Annotated in this window: 18 protein-coding genes and 1 pseudogene; 15 read left to right on the plus strand and 4 right to left on the minus strand. The window is 65.4% G+C overall.

Annotated features, from left to right (window positions below; genetic code table 11):
* Positions 1 to 14: 14 nt before the first annotated feature.
* Complete coding sequence (locus BGI51_RS09815) at positions 15 to 824, minus strand: rhodanese-like domain-containing protein (protein ID WP_187980987.1); 810 nt, start codon at positions 822 to 824, stop codon at positions 15 to 17.
* Positions 825 to 883: 59 nt separating this feature from the next.
* Positions 884 to 2,401: an HDOD domain-containing protein gene (locus tag BGI51_RS09820; RefSeq protein WP_187980988.1), complete on the minus strand. Its 1,518-nt coding sequence runs from the start codon at positions 2,399 to 2,401 to the stop codon at positions 884 to 886.
* A gap of 117 nt (positions 2,402 to 2,518) precedes the next feature.
* Between BGI51_RS09820 and motA the strand changes: the two are divergent.
* The 3 genes and pseudogenes from motA (at position 2,519) to BGI51_RS09835 (ending at position 5,293) form a co-directional block, all read left to right on the plus strand.
* A pseudogene (gene motA, locus BGI51_RS09825) lies at positions 2,519 to 3,369 on the plus strand (flagellar motor stator protein MotA).
* Complete coding sequence (locus tag BGI51_RS09830) at positions 3,369 to 4,529, plus strand: flagellar motor protein MotB (RefSeq protein WP_187980989.1); 1,161 nt, start codon at positions 3,369 to 3,371, stop codon at positions 4,527 to 4,529. The pseudogene motA and the gene BGI51_RS09830 overlap by 1 nt, the downstream one beginning before the upstream one ends.
* A gap of 164 nt (positions 4,530 to 4,693) precedes the next feature.
* On the plus strand, positions 4,694 to 5,293 hold the full coding sequence (locus tag BGI51_RS09835; RefSeq protein WP_007161171.1) for a nitroreductase family protein: 600 nt from the start codon (positions 4,694 to 4,696) through the stop codon (positions 5,291 to 5,293).
* 48 nt (positions 5,294 to 5,341) lie between these two features.
* Here BGI51_RS09835 and rsgA read toward each other — a convergent pair whose 3' ends face one another.
* On the minus strand, positions 5,342 to 6,364 hold the full coding sequence (gene rsgA, locus BGI51_RS09840; RefSeq protein WP_158896607.1) for a small ribosomal subunit biogenesis GTPase RsgA: 1,023 nt from the start codon (positions 6,362 to 6,364) through the stop codon (positions 5,342 to 5,344).
* A 94-nt stretch (positions 6,365 to 6,458) separates the two neighbouring features.
* On the opposite strand from rsgA, the gene BGI51_RS09845 reads away from it, so the two are divergent.
* From BGI51_RS09845 to BGI51_RS09885, 10 genes are all read left to right on the plus strand, one after another.
* A complete protein-coding gene (locus tag BGI51_RS09845; RefSeq protein WP_187980990.1) occupies positions 6,459 to 7,229 on the plus strand; it encodes a class I SAM-dependent methyltransferase in 771 nt (256 codons plus the stop codon).
* Positions 7,230 to 7,279: 50 nt separating this feature from the next.
* Positions 7,280 to 7,828 (plus strand): oligoribonuclease, encoded by a 549-nt coding sequence (gene orn, locus BGI51_RS09850; RefSeq protein ID WP_187980991.1) that lies wholly within the window; start codon positions 7,280 to 7,282, stop codon positions 7,826 to 7,828.
* Positions 7,829 to 7,844: 16 nt separating this feature from the next.
* Positions 7,845 to 8,459 (plus strand): trimeric intracellular cation channel family protein, encoded by a 615-nt coding sequence (locus tag BGI51_RS09855; protein WP_042137396.1) that lies wholly within the window; start codon positions 7,845 to 7,847, stop codon positions 8,457 to 8,459.
* 97 nt (positions 8,460 to 8,556) lie between these two features.
* A complete protein-coding gene (locus BGI51_RS09860) occupies positions 8,557 to 10,425 on the plus strand; it encodes a PAAR domain-containing protein (RefSeq protein ID WP_187980992.1) in 1,869 nt (622 codons plus the stop codon).
* A complete protein-coding gene (locus BGI51_RS09865; RefSeq protein WP_187980993.1) occupies positions 10,422 to 11,111 on the plus strand; it encodes a DUF2931 family protein in 690 nt (229 codons plus the stop codon). Before BGI51_RS09860 ends, BGI51_RS09865 begins: the two co-directional genes overlap by 4 nt.
* Positions 11,108 to 11,335, plus strand: a complete 228-nt coding sequence (locus BGI51_RS23460; protein ID WP_252977329.1) for a hypothetical protein — start codon at positions 11,108 to 11,110, stop codon at positions 11,333 to 11,335. The genes BGI51_RS09865 and BGI51_RS23460 overlap by 4 nt, the downstream gene beginning before the upstream one ends.
* Positions 11,298 to 11,804, plus strand: a complete 507-nt coding sequence (locus BGI51_RS09870; protein ID WP_252977289.1) for a DUF2931 family protein — start codon at positions 11,298 to 11,300, stop codon at positions 11,802 to 11,804. Before BGI51_RS23460 ends, BGI51_RS09870 begins: the two co-directional genes overlap by 38 nt.
* A complete protein-coding gene (locus BGI51_RS09875) occupies positions 11,801 to 12,496 on the plus strand; it encodes a DUF2931 family protein (protein ID WP_252977259.1) in 696 nt (231 codons plus the stop codon). Before BGI51_RS09870 ends, BGI51_RS09875 begins: the two co-directional genes overlap by 4 nt.
* A complete protein-coding gene (locus tag BGI51_RS09880) occupies positions 12,493 to 13,188 on the plus strand; it encodes a DUF2931 family protein (RefSeq protein WP_356595174.1) in 696 nt (231 codons plus the stop codon). The genes BGI51_RS09875 and BGI51_RS09880 overlap by 4 nt, the downstream gene beginning before the upstream one ends.
* Before the next feature lie 11 nt (positions 13,189 to 13,199).
* The gene (locus BGI51_RS09885) at positions 13,200 to 13,877 is read left to right on the plus strand and encodes a DUF2931 family protein (protein WP_187981301.1); all 678 of its coding nucleotides are present in this window, start codon (positions 13,200 to 13,202) and stop codon (positions 13,875 to 13,877) included.
* Between the two features lie 16 nt (positions 13,878 to 13,893).
* On the opposite strand, the gene queG is transcribed toward BGI51_RS09885, so the two are convergent.
* On the minus strand, positions 13,894 to 14,958 hold the full coding sequence (queG, locus tag BGI51_RS09890) for a tRNA epoxyqueuosine(34) reductase QueG (RefSeq protein WP_187980994.1): 1,065 nt from the start codon (positions 14,956 to 14,958) through the stop codon (positions 13,894 to 13,896).
* 61 nt (positions 14,959 to 15,019) lie between these two features.
* Here queG and BGI51_RS09895 point away from each other — a divergent pair, with 61 nt between their 5' ends.
* Both BGI51_RS09895 and tsaE read left to right on the plus strand, forming a co-directional pair.
* Positions 15,020 to 16,507, plus strand: a complete 1,488-nt coding sequence (locus BGI51_RS09895; RefSeq protein WP_187980995.1) for an NAD(P)H-hydrate dehydratase — start codon at positions 15,020 to 15,022, stop codon at positions 16,505 to 16,507.
* Complete coding sequence (tsaE, locus tag BGI51_RS09900; protein WP_187980996.1) at positions 16,495 to 16,956, plus strand: tRNA (adenosine(37)-N6)-threonylcarbamoyltransferase complex ATPase subunit type 1 TsaE; 462 nt, start codon at positions 16,495 to 16,497, stop codon at positions 16,954 to 16,956. The genes BGI51_RS09895 and tsaE overlap by 13 nt, the downstream gene beginning before the upstream one ends.
* Positions 16,957 to 16,970 lie beyond the last annotated feature (14 nt).

The raw sequence follows: 16,970 nt of genomic DNA on the forward strand, positions 1-16,970 counted from the left end.
GAGGTCCTTGGCAATCATTCGATGGGGGTGTCGGGGTGGTTGCCCCATTCGCCCCAGGAGCCGGCATAGGCTTTGACGCGCGGATAGCCCAGGGCCTTGGCCGCGAGATAGGTGAAGCCGGATCGGTGATGGGTCTGGCAGTGGGTGATGATTTCCTTGTCGCGGGTGATGCCCAGGCGCTCCAGTTCGGCGGCCAGGTCTTCACGGATGCGCAACTGGCGCTCGCGATCCATGCCGGCGGTCCACTCGAAGTTGATCGCCCCGGGGATGTGCCCGCCACGGGCGGTCAGCACCTTTTCGCCGCGGTATTCATCGGCGCCCCGGGCGTCCCAGATGGCCAGGTCCTCGGCGCCCAGCCGGCTCTGCAGATAGGCACGGCTGGCGGTGGGCTCCTCGTGCAGGGTCAGGGCGACCGGCGCGCTCGCCGCAGCCGGTACCTCGGTGCTCAGCGGCAGGCCGGCGGCGATCCAGCCCTGGCGTCCGCCGTTGAGGTAGTGATAGTGGCCATGCCCGATGACGTCCAGCAGCCAGATGAAGCGTCCGGCCCAGCCGCCGCCTTCATCGTCATAGACCACGTAGACGGCCTCGTCGCGTTGCCCCAGTTCGCCGAACAGCCGTTCCAGGTCCGCCTGGGCCGGCAGCAGGCCGGGCGCCGGCTTGCTGCCCAGCTGGGTGCGGGCGGGCGCGACATGGCGCGCGCCGGGCAGATGGCCCTCGGCATAGTGGGCGGCGCTGCAGAGATCCACCAGGATGAGTTCGGGCGCATCCAGGCGCGCCGCGAGATCGGCCGGTTCGATCACCAGGGGCAGGGCGGAAAAGGGCATCGCGGATTTCCCGTCGGTCCGTAGCAAAGGTGAAGTGTACCGAGGTTGACCGGCCAGCGTCAGGTCGGTCGTGCCCGCGGACGATTGGCAAAGGTGCCGATGGCGCGCTCGATGCAGGTGAAGGTCTTGTCCAGCGCGGCGCTGCGCCGCGGATCCGCCGGCTGCAGTTCGCTGTCCAGGATCGCCACCAGCACCACCCGTTCGCCAAAGCCCAGGCTGCGCAGCCAGAGCCGCTCGTTGCTGAACAGCCGGCGCAGATCGGCGGGCAGGTGCGGCGCGAAGCGCGCCCGGTTGTCGTCATCGATGCGCAACTGGCCGGGGCTGCCGAACAGCTTGGCCAGCAGCGGATGGCTGGCGATGTCCAGCTGCAGACCGGGGGCGTCGTCCAGGCCATGGTGCAGCTGGACATTGCCCTTCTGGCCGTTGCGATCCGGGGTCAGCAGCAGCAGCCGCGGCAGGCCGCAGGCCACCAGCGCCTGGCGGGCGCAATCGAACAGCTGGGGCAGGGTGGCGAAGGCGCTGGGCGTGTGCAGCAACTGCTCGCAGAGTCCGCGCCAGCGCTGTGCCTGACTCTCGCTGGCGACCTGTACCCGGGGCACCGGCTTGAGGCGCCGTTCGCCCGGTGGCCAGACCAGGCCTTCCGCCGGATGCCAGAGGCCGGGTCGGGCATGGCGCTGGGCATCCTGCACCGCCAGCTCATGGCTGCGACTCTGCACCCGTGCCAGCGGCAGTTGCAGATAGAGGGCGCTGAAACGCTGCCAGCGCAGGGTATGAGGACCATCCCAGGCATGGTGGCTGGCCAGGGCCAGGCCATTGGCCAGCAGGATGGTGTTGCCGGGATGGGTCAGCCAGCGCCGCAGATTGGGGTCGTCGTCGAGGCGCTGCTGCTGTTCGAGGGGATCATCGCCATGGGCGATGTGCAGCGCCCTGACCAGTTGCCGGCGATCCTGGTCCAGCAGGCGATAGCCTTCCACGATCCACTCGGGCAACTGCCAGTGACGGGCCAGCGCCTGGCACAGGCGGATCGCCGGCACGCCGAGCAGTTCGCGCTCGACCTTGAGCGCCGGTTCGCCTTCGCCCAGCACCCGCCGTTCCCACTCCTCGAAGAGTTCCGGATAGCGGGTCGCCAGCGGCCAGAGTGGCGCCAGAAAGAGCAGGGCGGCCAGGCGGATGTCCGGCCACAGCCGCGCCAGGGGCACGCCGAACAGGCCCAGCCCCAGGGTCATGGCGTGCTGGCTGACCAGGCACAGCTGCCGCAGCGGACGCGGCAGGCGCTCCTCGGGCAGGGTCGGCTGGCGGGCGATCAGGTACTCCGCCGGCCCGAGACCGACGCGGCCGAGCACGGCTTCCAGACTGGCGGCCGGATCGCCAAGGCTGGCATGGCCGCGATTGGCCTCGCGCAACAGGGCCAGCGCCAGGGGGGGTGACTCGCAGAGCCGTTCGGCGATCTCATGCAACGCCAGACGGCCATCGGCCAGGGCGCGGCGCAGACGCTCCGCGCTGGCGGTGGCCACCGGCAGGCGTACGCCTTCCAGGTGTTTGACCCAGTCTTCGACGGTGTTCGGGCGGCTGGACATACGACGGTCGCCTTGAAATTTGATGAAAGGCCTTCAGTCCGGGGCGCCGGGTCCGATAAAGGGGACGTGAGGGCAGATCCCCGGCTCAATTTTCCTTAGCACACAGTATTCCCAACCATGGCAAAAATCATCGGCATCATCGTGATATTCGCGGCTGTCCTCGGCGGCTACATCCTCGCGCATGGCAAGATCGCTGCGATCATCCAGCCGCTCGAGGTCCTGATCATCGGCGGTGCCGCCCTGGGGGCCTTTCTGCAGGCCAACCCGGGCAGTACCTTCATGCAGGTGTTCAAGAAGTCGCTGAAGATGTTTGGCAACCGCTTCACCCACGCCTTCTACCTGGACGTGCTCAAGCTGCTCTACGAGATCCTCAACAAAAGCCGGCGCGAGGGCATGATGTCCATCGAGGCGGACGTCGAGGATCCCAAGGCCAGTCCGATCTTCAGCAAGTACCCGAACATCCTCAAGGATGAGCGGATGACCGCCTACGTTGCCGACTACCTGCGGCTGATGTCCTCCGGCAACATGGCCCCCATGAGCTGGAAGGCCTGTTCGACATGGAGCTGGCCGGCATCAAGGAAGAGCTGGAGCATCCGTCCCACGCGGTATCGCGGGTCGCCGACGGCCTGCCCGGCTTCGGCATCGTCGCCGCGGTACTGGGTATCGTGATCACCATGGGCATGCTCGGCGAGGGTGACCAGGCGGCCATCGGTGGCCACGTGGGCGCGGCTCTGGTGGGTACCTTCCTCGGTATTCTCGCCGCCTACGGCTTCTTCGGTCCGCTGGCGACCTGCCTGGAGCACGACGCCAAGGAAGAGCTCAATGTGCTGGAGGCCATCAAGGCCTGCCTGGTCGCCGCCGCCAGCGGCATGCCGCCCACCGTCGCCGTGGAATTCGGCCGCAAGGTGCTGTTTCCGGCGCACCGGCCGTCCTTCAGTGAGCTCGAGCAGGCGATGCGGGGCAGCTGATGGACAACAACCAGCCGATCATCGTCAAGCGCATCAAGAAAAGCGCCGCCGGCCACCATGGCGGCGCCTGGAAGATCGCCTTCGCCGACTTCGCCACCGCCATGATGGCGTTCTTCCTGGTGCTCTGGCTGATGTCCTCGGCCACCCCGGAGCAGAAGAAGGCCATCGCCGGCTACTTCCAGGATCCGATCGGCTTCACCGAAAGTGCCAGCCCCTATGTCATCGATCTGGGCGGCACGCCGACGCCGGCACCTGACCGCACCCTGAATCCCGAGATCCAGGCGCAGCCGGATTCGACCCAGAACAAGGTCAATCCGGACGTGCAGGAGCGCGCCGACCCCAACGATTCCAACCGCGTCGCGCCCGATCCCACCCAGGCGCCCGATCAGTCCGACAAGCGCCAGCCCAACGACGCGGCCCAGCAGCAGAAGGATGCCAGCCAGGCGAAGATGGATCCGAGCCAGGCGGAAAAGATCGCCGAGCAGGTGGACAAGGAACGCCTGGAGCTGTTGCTGCAGGAGTTGCAGAACAAGATCGAGCAGAATCCTGAGCTGCAGAAGTTCAAGGACCAGATCCTGCTGGAGATCACCCAGGACGGCCTGCGCATCCAGATCGTCGATGCCGAGAACCGGCCGATGTTCGATTCCGGCAGTCCGCGGCTGAAGTCCTATTTCGAGGACATCCTGCTGGCCATGGCCGACACCATTCGCCAGGTGCCGAACAAGATCAGCATCAGCGGCCATACCGATGCCGCGCGCTACGCCGGCAAGGGCGACTTCAGCAACTGGGAGTTGTCCGCCGGTCGCGCCAACGCTGCACGCCGGGCGCTGATCGCCGGTGGCTATCCGGAAGAGCAGGTGGCGCGGATCGTCGGCTATGCCTCTTCGGCTCCCTTCGATCGCGAACATCCGCTCAATCCGGTCAACCGCCGCATCGACATCATCGTGCTGACCAAGAAGGCCCAGCAGGCCATCGAGGGCCGCGCCGGTGGCAACCAGGCACCCAAGCCCGCGGCTGGCGCCGCACCGGCGGCGAGCCGCAGCGGAGTCTCCAGTGGCGGCGTCAGCGCCACCGGCAACCTGGCGCAACCCATCAACAACGCGGCTTTCAAGAATCAGGTCAATGCCTTCGATGCCGGCGTCATCCAGAGCAAGCCCTGAAGGGTGGCGGTGATCGATAGGAAAATTCGCTGCTAGCGTTCGGTTTTTTCGTCCGTTGGCCTGCGCAGGGCTGGTTAAGCTGCAAGGGTATTCATGCTGGATCGGGCACCTTGCGCCCTGGCGCGCGGTCTCCCGATCTCCGATTCCCTTGCAGGAGCCTTCCGATGAGCAACGCCTTTATCGACACCATCAAGCGCCGCCGCAGCCAGTACGCGCTGGGCAAGAATCTGCCACTGGCCCAGGACCAGGTCACCGCGCTTATCCAGGAAGCGGTCAAGCTATCGCCCTCCGCCTTCAACTCGCAGAGCTCGCGCGCGGTGATCCTGTTCGGCGCCGAGAGCGACAAGTTCTGGGGCTTCGTCATGCAGGCGCTGCGGCAGATCGTGCCGGCCGACGCCTTCGCCGCCACCGAAGGCAAGATCAACAGCTTCGCGGCCGGCGCCGGCACCGTGCTGTTCTACGAGGATCGGCACGTCGTCGCCGGCCTGCAGGACAAGTATCCCGCCTACGCCGACAACTTCCCCATCTGGTCGGAGCAGGCCAGCGGCATCGCCCAGTTCTCCGTGTGGACGGCCCTGGCCAACGCCGGCATCGGCGCCAGCCTGCAGCACTACAATCCGCTGCCCGACGCCCTGGCCGCCGCCGAGTGGAAACTGCCGGAGACCTGGCACCTGCGCGCGCAGATGCCCTTCGGTTCCAACGAGGGCGACTTCCCGGAGAAGGGCTTCATGGACGACGCCGAGCGCTTCCGCGTCTTTGGCTGATGGTCGTCGACTGATACAAGAAAACGCCGGGCTTGCCCGGCGTTTTGCTTAGTAGCGTGACTCGCCTTCCAGGCTGGCCAGGATGTGCCGGTAACTGGCCATCCGCTGCGGATGGATGTCACCGCGCTCCAGGGCCGCGAGCAGGGCGCAGCCGGGTTCGCGCTCGTGCTTGCAGTCGCGGAAGCGGCAGTGGCCGAGGTAGTCGCCGAATTCCTTGAAGCCGGCTTCGACGTCGTCACGGCTGACGTGGCTGAGGCCGAATTCGCGGATGCCAGGCGAGTCGATCAGATCGCCGCCATCGGGAAAGTGGAAGAGCCGGGCGGTGGTGGTGGTGTGGGTGCCCTTGTTGGTCAGCTCGGACAGCGGCCCGACGCGGGTATCGACGCCCGGCAGCAGGGCGTTCACCAGCGATGACTTGCCCACCCCCGATTGACCGACGAAGACACTGACGTGCTCGTCCAGCTCGCTCTTGAGCTGGTCCATGCTCAGGCCGTTGTGGGCCGAGACTTCCAGCAGCGGATAGTCCAGCTCGCGGTAGACGCCCAGCAGCTCGTCCAGCGCCGGGCCGTTGTGCGCGTCGATCAGGTCGGCCTTGTTGAGCAGCAGCAACGGCTGGATGCCGGCATGCTCGGCGGCCACCAGGTAGCGATCGATAAGGTTGGCGTGAGGCGTGGGCAGCGGGGCGAAGACGATCACCAGGCGGTCGACGTTGGCCGCCACCGGCTTGAGCAGACCGCGCATGTCCGGCCGGCAGATCTCCGAACGCCGCGGCAACTGAGCGACGATGACGCCGTTGCCCTGGAGGCTGGGACGAAACACCACCCGGTCGCCGGTGACCAGGGTCGGCAGGTTGGCGCGCAGGTGACAGCGTTGCAGCTGGCCTTCGTCATCCTCGACCTCCACCTGAACGCCGAAGTGGGCGATCACCAGGCCTTGTTGCTCCGGTCCCAGATCGCCGCCTTCGAGTTCGTCGATCAGCTTGGATTCGCGCTTTTCCGCGCGGGCGGCGCGTTCGGTCTGGATTTTTTCGATCCGCCAGCTCTGGCGACGGGTCAGGTGGCGTTTGGCCATGGGATATCCGCGGGTTTCAGGACCGCTGAGTCTAGCATTGGCCGCCTCTCGCGGATTACCTAAACTTGGCGTACCTCGTCGCTCCGGAGCCCCCATGCTGGCCCATCTCGCCTCGCGCTATCCGCTGTTGCTGGCCGTGCTGGTGCAACTGGCCGCCCTGGTGGTCGCCGTCGTCGGCATCCGCCTGTGGGCCGGCTTCGCCGGCCAGCGCCCCTCGCTGCTGGCGCTGGTCTGCCTGCAGGCGGTACTGGCGGCCCTGCTGGGCGAGCTGCTGGGACTCGCCCGCTGGTGGGTGTTCATCAATGTGCTGTTCGCCCCGGCGCTCTACCTGGTCAGCGGTCGCGGGCTCTCGGCGGGCATCGCCGCGCTCGGCTTCCTGCTGCTCCTGCTGCTGAACTGGAACAGTCTGCGCGAGCGGGTACCGCTCTATCTCACCGGGCGCCAGACCCGCGAGCGGCTGGCCGAATTGCTCGCCGAGCGCGAGCCGACCTTTCGCTTCGTCGACCTCGGCTGTGGCCTGGGCGATACCCTGGTCGATCTGTCCCGGCGCTTTCCCCAGGCCAGCTTCATCGGGGTGGAGACGGCGCCGCTGAGTTTCGCCCTGGCCTGGCTGCGCTGCCTGCCGCGGCGCAATTGCCAGGTGCGCTATCGCGATCTCTGGCGGGTGCAGCTGGGCGAGTTCGACGTCGTCTACTGCTTTCTCTCGCCGGCGCCCATGCCACGCCTGGGCGACAAGGCCCGCACGGAACAGCGGGCCGGCAGCTGGCTGATCAGCAACACCTTCGAGATTCCCGACCAGCCCGCGGATCAGGTGCTGGAGGTAGGCGACCTGCGTGGCAGCCGGCTGCTGCTCTGGCGCCGGTAGGTACGCGGCAGGCGCGCTGCTACACTGGTGCCATCATCAAGGAGTTCACCATGACCGCCCCCAATCCGCAGCACCTGATCTGGATCGACCTGGAAATGACCGGCCTGGATCCGGATCGGGACGTGATCATCGAGATGGCCACCATCGTCACCGACAGCGATCTCAATGTGCTGGCCGAAGGCCCGGTGCTGGCCATCCACCAGTCGGACGAGATCCTGGCCGGCATGGACGAGTGGAACACCCGCCAGCACGGCGGCTCGGGGCTGACTCAGCGGGTGCGCGAGAGCACCGTCGACACCGCCCAGGCCGAGGCCCTGACCCTGGAATTCCTGCAGCAGTGGGTGCCCAAGGGCAAGTCGCCGATCTGCGGCAACAGCATCTGCCAGGATCGCCGCTTCCTCTATCGCCGCATGCCGAAGCTGGAAGCCTATTTCCACTACCGCAACCTGGACGTCTCCACCCTCAAGGAACTGGCCGCGCGTTGGGCGCCCCATGTGCGTGATGGCGTGAAGAAGAGCGGCAGCCACCTGGCGCTGGACGACATCCGCGATTCCATCGCCGAGCTGCGGCACTATCGCGAGCACTTCATCAAGGTCTGACGGCCACCCGTCCGTGCTGCTGTCCATCCTCTATCTGGTCGCGATCACCGCCGAGGCCATGACCGGCGCCCTGTCCGCAGGCCGCCGCGGCATGGACCTGTTCGGCGTGGCGCTGATCGCCAGCGTCACCGCCCTGGGCGGCGGCTCGGTGCGCGACGTCCTGCTGGGGCACTATCCGCTGGGCTGGGTAAAGCACCCGGAGTACCTCGCGCTCACCGTCGGCGCGGGCCTCGCCACCGTGGCCATCGCGCGGGTCATGCGCTATCTGCGCCGGCTGTTCCTGGTGCTCGACGCCCTGGGCCTGGTGGCCTTTACCGTGATCGGCTGCCAGGTGGCCCTGGAGATGGGCCTGAGTCCGGCCATCGTCATCGTCAGCGGCACCCTCACCGGCACCTGCGGTGGCATCCTGCGCGACATCCTCTGCAACGACGTACCCCTGATCCTCCGGCGCGAGCTCTATGCCAGCGTGGCGGTACTCTCTGCCGGCTGCTACCTGCTCTGCCGCCCGTGGCTCGGCGAAGAGCAGGCGCTGCTCATCACCCTGGCCGCGGGGTTGCTGCTGCGCCTGCTGGCGTTGAGATTCAACTGGCAGATGCCGACCTTCACCTATCCGGACGATCCTCACGGTTGAGGCAGTGAGAAATTGCGTGGTATCGCCCTGAAAGGCTTGTCCTAGAGCCTTTTGTGCGGCATTTTTCAGGCCCCAATTACCGATAGGGAGATCGGTCATGTCTGGAAAGCCTGCTGCTCGCCTGGGCGACGCCGTCGCCTGCCCCCAATGCGGTACCACCGCCCTGGTCCAGGGCTCCACCGATGTCGCTTTCGATGGCCTGCCCGCCGCCGCCCTCGGCCATGCCTGCAGCTGTGGCGCCGCCCTGAGCGCCGCGGTCATCCCCACCGTCCTGATCAACGGCCGGCCTGCGGCGGTGCTCGGCAGCCTTACCAGCCATGGCGGCGTGGTGATCGGCGGCTCGGGCAGCGTCATCATCGGCCTGGACGCCGGCGGCGCGCCCAAGGGCGCCTGCGCAAGCCATGCAGGCACTACCGGCCTGGCACCGGGGCAGGGCAAGCCTTCGGCACTGCGCTCCCGGGAGCGACGGGATATCGAGGAGCCTGCCAGCCACCCGGAGAGCGCACCCGTTGCCAGGGATGAAGTCGCCGAACAGGCGGAGCGCCCGCTAGAACAGCGCATCACCCTGCGCATCGGCGTCTTCTTCGACGGCACCGGCAACAACCTCTTCAATGCCGCCACCGGTGCGGCTTGTCGGGCGGAAACCCAAGGGTTTGATGCCGATCAAGCCGAGAGCATCGCTCGTCACTGCCAGGCGTTCATGCGCGATCCGGATAGCAGTTATGCCAATGCCGATACGAACATCGTGCGGTTGTATCGGCTCTATCAAGACGATACTCAGCGTGCCGTCGAGCAGGATGAAAAGTCAGCGGCTATTCCGGTGTATATAGAAGGTATCGGCACTCGAGCCGGGCAACCTGATAGCGCCTTGTCCATGGGGACGGGCTTGGGTGCTAGTGGTGTGCTGAGTTGTGTTCAGACGTTTCCAATCGCGTTCGGTGAGCGCTACGATCAATTCAAGCGCATCAACCCCGATGTCGTGGTTGATGCCATCAAGTTCGATGTTTTTGGCTTTAGTCGCGGCGCCGCGGCCGCACGCCACTTCGCCAACGAGGTGCTCAAGGCCGGCGGCGGTATTGCTGCGACGGGTTTGGCTAAGTGCTTTTCGTGGCAGAGCGCTAAGGTCAGGCTCAACTTCATCGGGCTGTTCGATACCGTAACGGCGGTAGCAGACCCCAGGCGTGGCGACTTTACCCCGACTGATATCACCAACCCTGGCGTCAATCTCTATCTGCCTTCAGGGTGTGCAGACAAGGTGGTGCACCTGGTCGCCCGTGACGAGCACCGGCGCAACTTCGCCCTCACCAGTGTCGCGCCTCAGCATCAAGAGATCGCCCTACCAGGCGCCCATGCCGACCTGGGTGGTGGCTATACTTCCGAGATGACCGAGCGCCTGCTCTTGACGCGACCGCACGCCTCGCGAGAGCGCTATGGCACCGATAGCCAGGCGGCCTGGAGCTATCGCCAAGCCCAGCGTGAGCTGGCGCAGTTGCAACGAGAGCCCTGGTACGACCCAGGTGCCACTACATTGGCAATCGACACCTGGCGTAATAACTTGCCACGTCCCCGCGGCGAGCTGCCGGAAACCGAGGTGATCGCCGCGATTCGCCTGGAACGTCAGGTGCGCGGTGAGCTGTCCTTGGTTTACTTGCATGTGATGCATCGTCTAGCTGTTGCTCATGGTGTAGTCCTTTCCCCGATTCCTAGGTCGGCAGACTTGGCAATTCCTGATGATTTACAAGGTGTCGCGGCTAAGCTGCAAGCCAACGCTCAGGGTGTTCCCCTACATATCGACCAAGCCGAAGCCCGGCTGCTGTTCAGTCGTTATGTGCATCTTTCCGCGCACTGGAACGCGCTATTGGGTAAAGACCTCAGCAACCTTGGCATCTTCTTCGTCAACGCTCCCACGGCCACTGGTCGGCGCAACGTCTATCCCAACCGCCCACAGCCAGGCTATCCCGAATGAGCCGTTGGCTGCTGTGCCTTATCCTTATGCTTGGCCTGGTTGGCTGCCAAACCAATGCCACGCCCAAACCCAAGCTGCCCTATGACGCCTGGTACCTGGGTTTTCTGGCACCCAACTACATGCAGGTCTGGCTGGAACTGGCCAATGTCAGTGACATCGACGGTCGCTTTTTTCCCAATGCTATGGGCGGGGTAGTTGCCATGGGGCAGCCAGCGAGTCTGTCAGCTACCGCCAAGGGCTGGCCTAGGAGAGTCGGTTCGGGCAAAGGCCGCTACATGACCGGGCTGGGTCTGCCTTATATGATCGCTGTGCGCTGGCAATCTCTGGTCGAGCCCCAAACCTATCAGGCGGTATTCGCCATTCCCGTCTGGGCGCGGGATAAAATGCTCGAACGCCTACCAGCAGAGTGCCCCGTCAGTGGTCGCACTTCGGATTACCGCAAGGACCTCACCCTAGGCCTAGCCCCGGGCGGTGTGGTCAAGGTTTGGATCATGGGGCCGTGCCTGGACCCCATTGAGGTCTTGACTCTGCAAGCCGAGGTCGAGCCTAAAGGGCCTGATCAGGGCCGTATGAAGGGTCAATACGCCCTGCCGCTGACTGAGGTCACTAAGGCTTATGTTGCCAAACACGGCGTTCCTTACGGCAGTTGGTGGGCGCCGATTCCCTACACCACAGTAGGGCCATGAAAAGTTGGGCGATGAGTCGCTGGTTGTTGGCTATTGGCCTGCTACTGAGTCTGGCGGGTTGCCAGTCCGGCGCCGCGAACAAACTGCCCTATGACGCCTGGTACCTGGGCTTTCTGGCGCCCAACTATATGGAGGTCTGGCTGGAGCAAGCCAACATTGGCGACAACAGTGGGCGTATCTTTCCCAATGCCATGGGGGGGAGTAGTGTCTTATGGCAAGCCTGAAAATCTGGCGATTCGCGCAGAGGGTTGGCCAGAAAGAATCGGCTCAGGCAAAGGTCGTACTCTGACCGGCCTGGATCTGCCCTATGTCGTATCCCTACGCTGGCAATCCATGGTCGAGCCTCAAACCTATCACGCGCTGTTCACCATCCCTGATTGGGCCAGGGAAAAAATGGTCGAGCGTCTACCAGCCGAGTGTCCGGTCAGTGGTCGCACCTCGGATTATCGCAAGGACCTCACCATCGGCCTGGCGCCCGGCGGGGTGGTGAAAGTCTGGATCATGGGCCCCTGCCTCGATCCCATCGAAGTTCTGACCCTCCAGGCCGAGATCGAACCCAAGGGGCCCTATGGCGGTAAATCCAACGGCAAGTACCGACCGCTGTCGCCGGTGGTCAGAAGCTATGTCGATAAGTACGGCGTGCCCTACGGCAGCTGGTGGGCGCCGATTCCCTACACCACGGTAGGGCCATGAAAAGTTGGGCGATGAGTCGCTGGTTGTTGGCTATTGGCCTGCTACTGAGCCTGGCAGGTTGTCAGTCTGACGCCGCGAACAAGCTGCCCTATGACGCCTGGTACCTGGGTTTTCTAGCACCCAATTACATGGAGGTTTGGTTGGAGCTGGCCAATGTCAGTGACATCGATGGCCGCTTTTTTCCCAATGCCATGGGTGGCGTGGTTGCCATGGGACAGCCCGAGAGTCTGTCGGCGACTGCCAAGGGCTGGCCTAGGAGAATCGGATCGGGCAAAGGCCTCTACATGACCGGTCTGGATCTGCCGTATATGGTAGCGCTGCGTTGGCAATCGATTATTGAGCCTCAAACCTATCAGGTGGTATTCGCCATCCCACCCTGGGCCAGGGAAAAAATGGTCGAGCGTCTACCAGCCGAGTGTCCGGTCAGTGGTCGCACCTCGGATTATCGCAAGGACCTCACCATCGGCCTTGCGCCCGGTGGGGTGGTGAAAGTCTGGATCATGGGCCCCTGCCTGGACCCAATCGAAGTCCTGACCCTCCAGGCCGAGATCGAACCCAAGGGGCCCTATGGCGGTAAATCCAACGGCAAGTACCGACCGCTGTCGCCGGTGGTCAAAAGCTATGTCGACAAGTACGGCGTGCCCTATGGCAGCTGGTGGGCGCCGATTCCCTACACCACGGTAGGGCCATGAAAAGTTGGGCGATGAGTCGCCGGTTGTTAGCTATTGGCCTGCTACTGAGCCTGGCGGGTTGCCAGTCCGGCGCCGCGAACAAGCTGCCCTATGACGCCTGGTACCTGGGCTTTCTGGCGCCTAACTACATGGAAGTTTGGCTGGAGCAAGTCAATATTGGTGATAACAGCGGGCGCATCTTTCCCAATGCCATGAGGGGAGTAGTCGCCATGGGCGAGCCAGCCAGCCTATCGGCTACCGCCAGAGGCTGGCCTAAAAGGATCGGCTCCGGTGCCGGCCGTAACCTAACCGGCTTAGATCTACCCTACGTCGTCTCCTTACGCTGGCAATCCATGGTCGAGCCTCAAACCTATCACGCGCTGTTCACCATCCCTGATTGGGCCAGGGAAAAGATGTTCGAGCGTCTACCAGCCGAGTGTCCGGTCAGTGGTCGCACCTCGGATTATCGCAAGGACCTCACCATCGGCCTGGCGCCCGGCGGGGTGGTCAAGGTCTGGATCATGGGTCCCTGCCTCGATCCCATCGAAGTCATGACCATCCAGGCCGAAATCGAGCTTAAAGGTCCCTACGGAGGCAAATCCAACGGCAAGTACCGACCGCTGTCGTCGGTGGTCAAAAGCTATGTCGATAAGTACGGCGTGCCCTATGGCAGCTGGTGGGCACCAATCCCCTACACCACGGTAGGGCCATGAAAAGTTGGGCGATGAGTCGCTGGTTGTTGGCTATTGGCCTGCTACTGAGCTTGGCGGGTTGTCAGTCTGACACCGCGAACAAGCTGCCCTATGACGCCTGGTACCTCGGCTTTCTGGCGCCTAACTATATGGAGGTCTGGCTGGAGCAGGCCAATATTGGCGACAACAGTGGGCGTATCTTTCCCAATGCCATGGGCGGAGTGGTCGCCATGGGGGAGCCGGCTAGTCTTTCGGCTACCGCCAAAGGTTGGCCCAGGCGAATCGGCTCAGGCAAAGGCCGTACTCTGACCGGCCTGGATCTGCCCTATGTCGTATCCCTACGTTGGCAATCCATGGTCGAGCCTCAAACCTATCACGCACTGTTTACCATCCCCGATTGGGCCAGGGCAAAGATGGTCGAGCGTATCCCGGGCCAGTGTCCGAGCGGCTACCACTTCGACTATCGCGAAGCCCTAACCATCGGCCTGGCGCCCGGCGGGGTGGTCAAGGTCTGGATCATGGGCCCCTGCCTCGATCCCATCGAAGTCCTGACCCTCCAGGCCGAGATCGAATCCAAGGGGCCCTATGGTGGCAAGTCGGGCGGCAAGTACCGACCGCTGTCGCCGGTGGTCAAGCGCTATGTCAACGAGTACGGAGTGCCCTACGGCAGCTGGTGGGCACCGATCCCCTACACCACGGTAGAGCCCTGAACGTCTAGCCTGCCGCTCAGGCCTCGCCGTGCCGCTGCAGCGCCCATTCCACGTGCTCGCGCACCAGGGGCGAAGGATGCTCGCGCTGCAGCTTCAGGGCTTCCACTACCGGGATGCTGGTGGGGGCATTGCCCAGGCCGACGGCCAGATTGCGCAGCCAGCGCTCGTAGCCGGCGCGGCGCAGGGGCGAGCCTTCGGTGCGGCTGAGGAATTCGGCTTCGGTCCAGCGGAACAGTTCGGCCAGGCTGGCGCTGTCCAGGCGGTGGCGCGGCTGGAAATCGCCTTCGGCAGTCGGCTTGGCGAAGCGATTCCAGGGGCAGACCAGCTGGCAGTCGTCGCAGCCGAAGACCCGGTTGCCGATTAGTGGCCGCAGCTCCAGCGGGATGGAGCCCTTGAACTCGATGGTCAGGTAGGAGATGCAGCGCCGGGCGTCGAGCTGATAGGGGCCGACGAAGGCCTGGGTCGGGCAGATATCCAGGCAGGCGCGGCAGGTGCCGCAGTGATCGCGCGGGGTCGGTTCGTCCACCGGCAGGGGCACATCGACGAAGAGTTCGCCGAGAAAGAACCAGCTGCCGGCCTTGCGATTGAGCACCAGGGTGTTCTTGCCGATCCAGCCCAGGCCGGCCTGTTCGGCGATGGCCTTTTCCAGCACCGGCGCACTGTCGACGAAGGCGCGATAGCCGAAGGGGCCGATCTCGCCCTGGATGCGCTCGGCCAGTTGTTGCAGGCGCTTGCGGATCAGCTTGTGGTAGTCGCGGCCCAGGGCATAGCGCGAGACGTAGGCGGCCGCACCGTCGGCCAGGCGCTCGCTCATGCGGGTGTCGCCGGGCAGGTAGTCCATGCGCAGGGAAACCACCCTCAGGGTCCCCGGGACCAGTTCGGCCGGTCGCGAACGTTTGCTGCCGTGCGCGGCCATATAGTCCATCTCGCCGTGGAAACCGGCGGCCAGCCAGCGCTCCAGATGTTCCTCGTGACGTGCCAGATCCAGCCCGGCGATGCCGGTCTGCTGAAAGCCCAATTCCCGACCCCAGGTCTTGATGAGGTCGGCCAGGGCGGCGAGATCGAGAGCGACAGCGGACATCGACGGGAACGCACAGGCAGGAGGGCCGCCTATTTTGCCAGACTCCGGAGGCTTTCCCAGCATGCACGACGAACTGCCGTTCCAGCTCTACAGCGCCCAGCAGGTACGGGATCTCGACGCCCAACTGATCGCCGGCGGTCTGCCCGGTATCGAGTTGATGAGACGCGCGGCGGCCGCCGCCTGGCGCTCGTTACGCCACGGCTGGCCCCATGCCGGCGCCCTCTGCGTGCTGGCCGGCGGCGGCAACAATGCCGGTGACGGCTATCTGGTCGCTGCGCTGGCGCGCAAGGCCGGCTGGCGGGCGCGGGTCTGGCACCTGGCCGAGCCGGCCGGACTCCAGGGCGATGCTGCCCAGGCCCATGCCGAGGCCCTCGCTGCCGGCGTGGATATCCAGCCCTGGCGCGCGGACGCTCCGCTGGAGGGGCTGGTGGTCGATGCCTTGCTGGGCACCGGGCTCAAGGGCGCCGCACGCGAGCCCTATGCCGCGGCCATCGAGCGGATCAACGCCAGCGAACTGCCGGTGGTGGCCATCGACCTGCCGTCCGGACTGGATGCCGACACCGGCGCCGCTGCAGGTCCGCTGGTACGCGCCGACCTGACCATCTCCTTCATCGGTCTCAAGCTGGGGCTGTTCACCGGCAAGGGGCCGGATCACGTCGGCAGTCTGGTATTCGAGCCGCTGATGGAGGAGCCGCAGAATCCTGCTCATGCCACCGCCCAGCGCCTGGCACCCGGCAACCTGCCACGCCTGGCGGCGCGCCCGCTCAATGCGCACAAGGGGCAGTACGGTCATCTGCTGGTGATCGGCGGCGACGAAGGTACTGGTGGCGCAGCCATCATGACCAGCGAGGCGGCGCTGCGCTGCGGCGTGGGCATGCTCAGCCTGGCGACCCGGCCGTCCAATGTGACCGCGGTGCTGGCGCGGCGGCCGGAGGTCATGGTCGCCGGGGTGCACTCCAGTTTCGCCGTGCTGGAGCTGGCCAAGAAGGCCGATGTGCTCGCGGTCGGACCGGGCCTGGGGCAGGGCGCCTGGGGCAAGGCCCTGGCCAGTGCCGCCGCGACGCTGGACGTCGTCCAGGTCTGGGACGCCGATGCCCTCAATCTGCTGGCCGCCGGGGTGGTCGAGGCGCCACGCGGGCCCTGGGTGATGACGCCCCATCCGGGCGAAGCGGCGCGGCTGCTGGAGGTCTCGATCAAGGACATCGAAGCCGATCGTCCCGGCAGCGCCCGCGAACTGGCGCGGCGCTACGGCGGCGTGGCGCTGCTCAAGGGCTTCGGCACCCTGATCGCCCACCCGGACGGGCGCATGGCGCTGTGCGGAGAGGGGCACCCGGCAATGGCCACGGGTGGCCTGGGAGACATTCTCACCGGTATCATCGCCGCCCTGCTGGGGCAGGGGCTGGCGCCCTTCGAGGCCGCCTGTCTGGGCGCCTGGCTGCATGGCCGTGCCGGTGCCGAGTTGGGTCGCCAGGGCCGCGGTCTCGCCGCCAGCGATCTGCCCCCGGTCGCCCGCCAGTTGCTCGAGGAACTCCAGCCATGCCTGAACTGACCCTGCACGCCGCCGATGAAGACGCCATGTATGCCCTGGGTGCCCGCCTGGCCCAGGCCAGCGGCGGTCGCGGCGTGCTCTATCTGCACGGCGATCTGGGTGCCGGCAAGACCACTCTGTCGCGGGGCATCCTGCGCGGTCTCGGCCATGGCGGGGCGGTGAAGAGTCCGACCTTCACCCTGGTCGAACCCTACGAACTGGCCAGCGGTGCGGTCTATCACTTCGACCTCTACCGCCTGGCCGATCCGGAAGAACTGGAATTCATGGGGATTCGCGACTACTTCACACCCGAGGCCTTGTGCCTGGTGGAATGGCCCGAGCGCGGTCAGGGCTTTTTGCCAAAGCCGGACCTGGACATTACCATTACGCCACGCGCCGACGGCCGTGATATACGCCTGGTCAGCCAGGGCGCTCACGGCGAGGCCTGGTGCGCCGCCCTCGCGCCCTAGGCGCCGATCCCTCG

The organism is Pseudomonas oryzihabitans (assembly GCF_014522265.1).
GTDB classification, from domain to species: domain Bacteria; phylum Pseudomonadota; class Gammaproteobacteria; order Pseudomonadales; family Pseudomonadaceae; genus Chryseomonas; species Chryseomonas aestiva.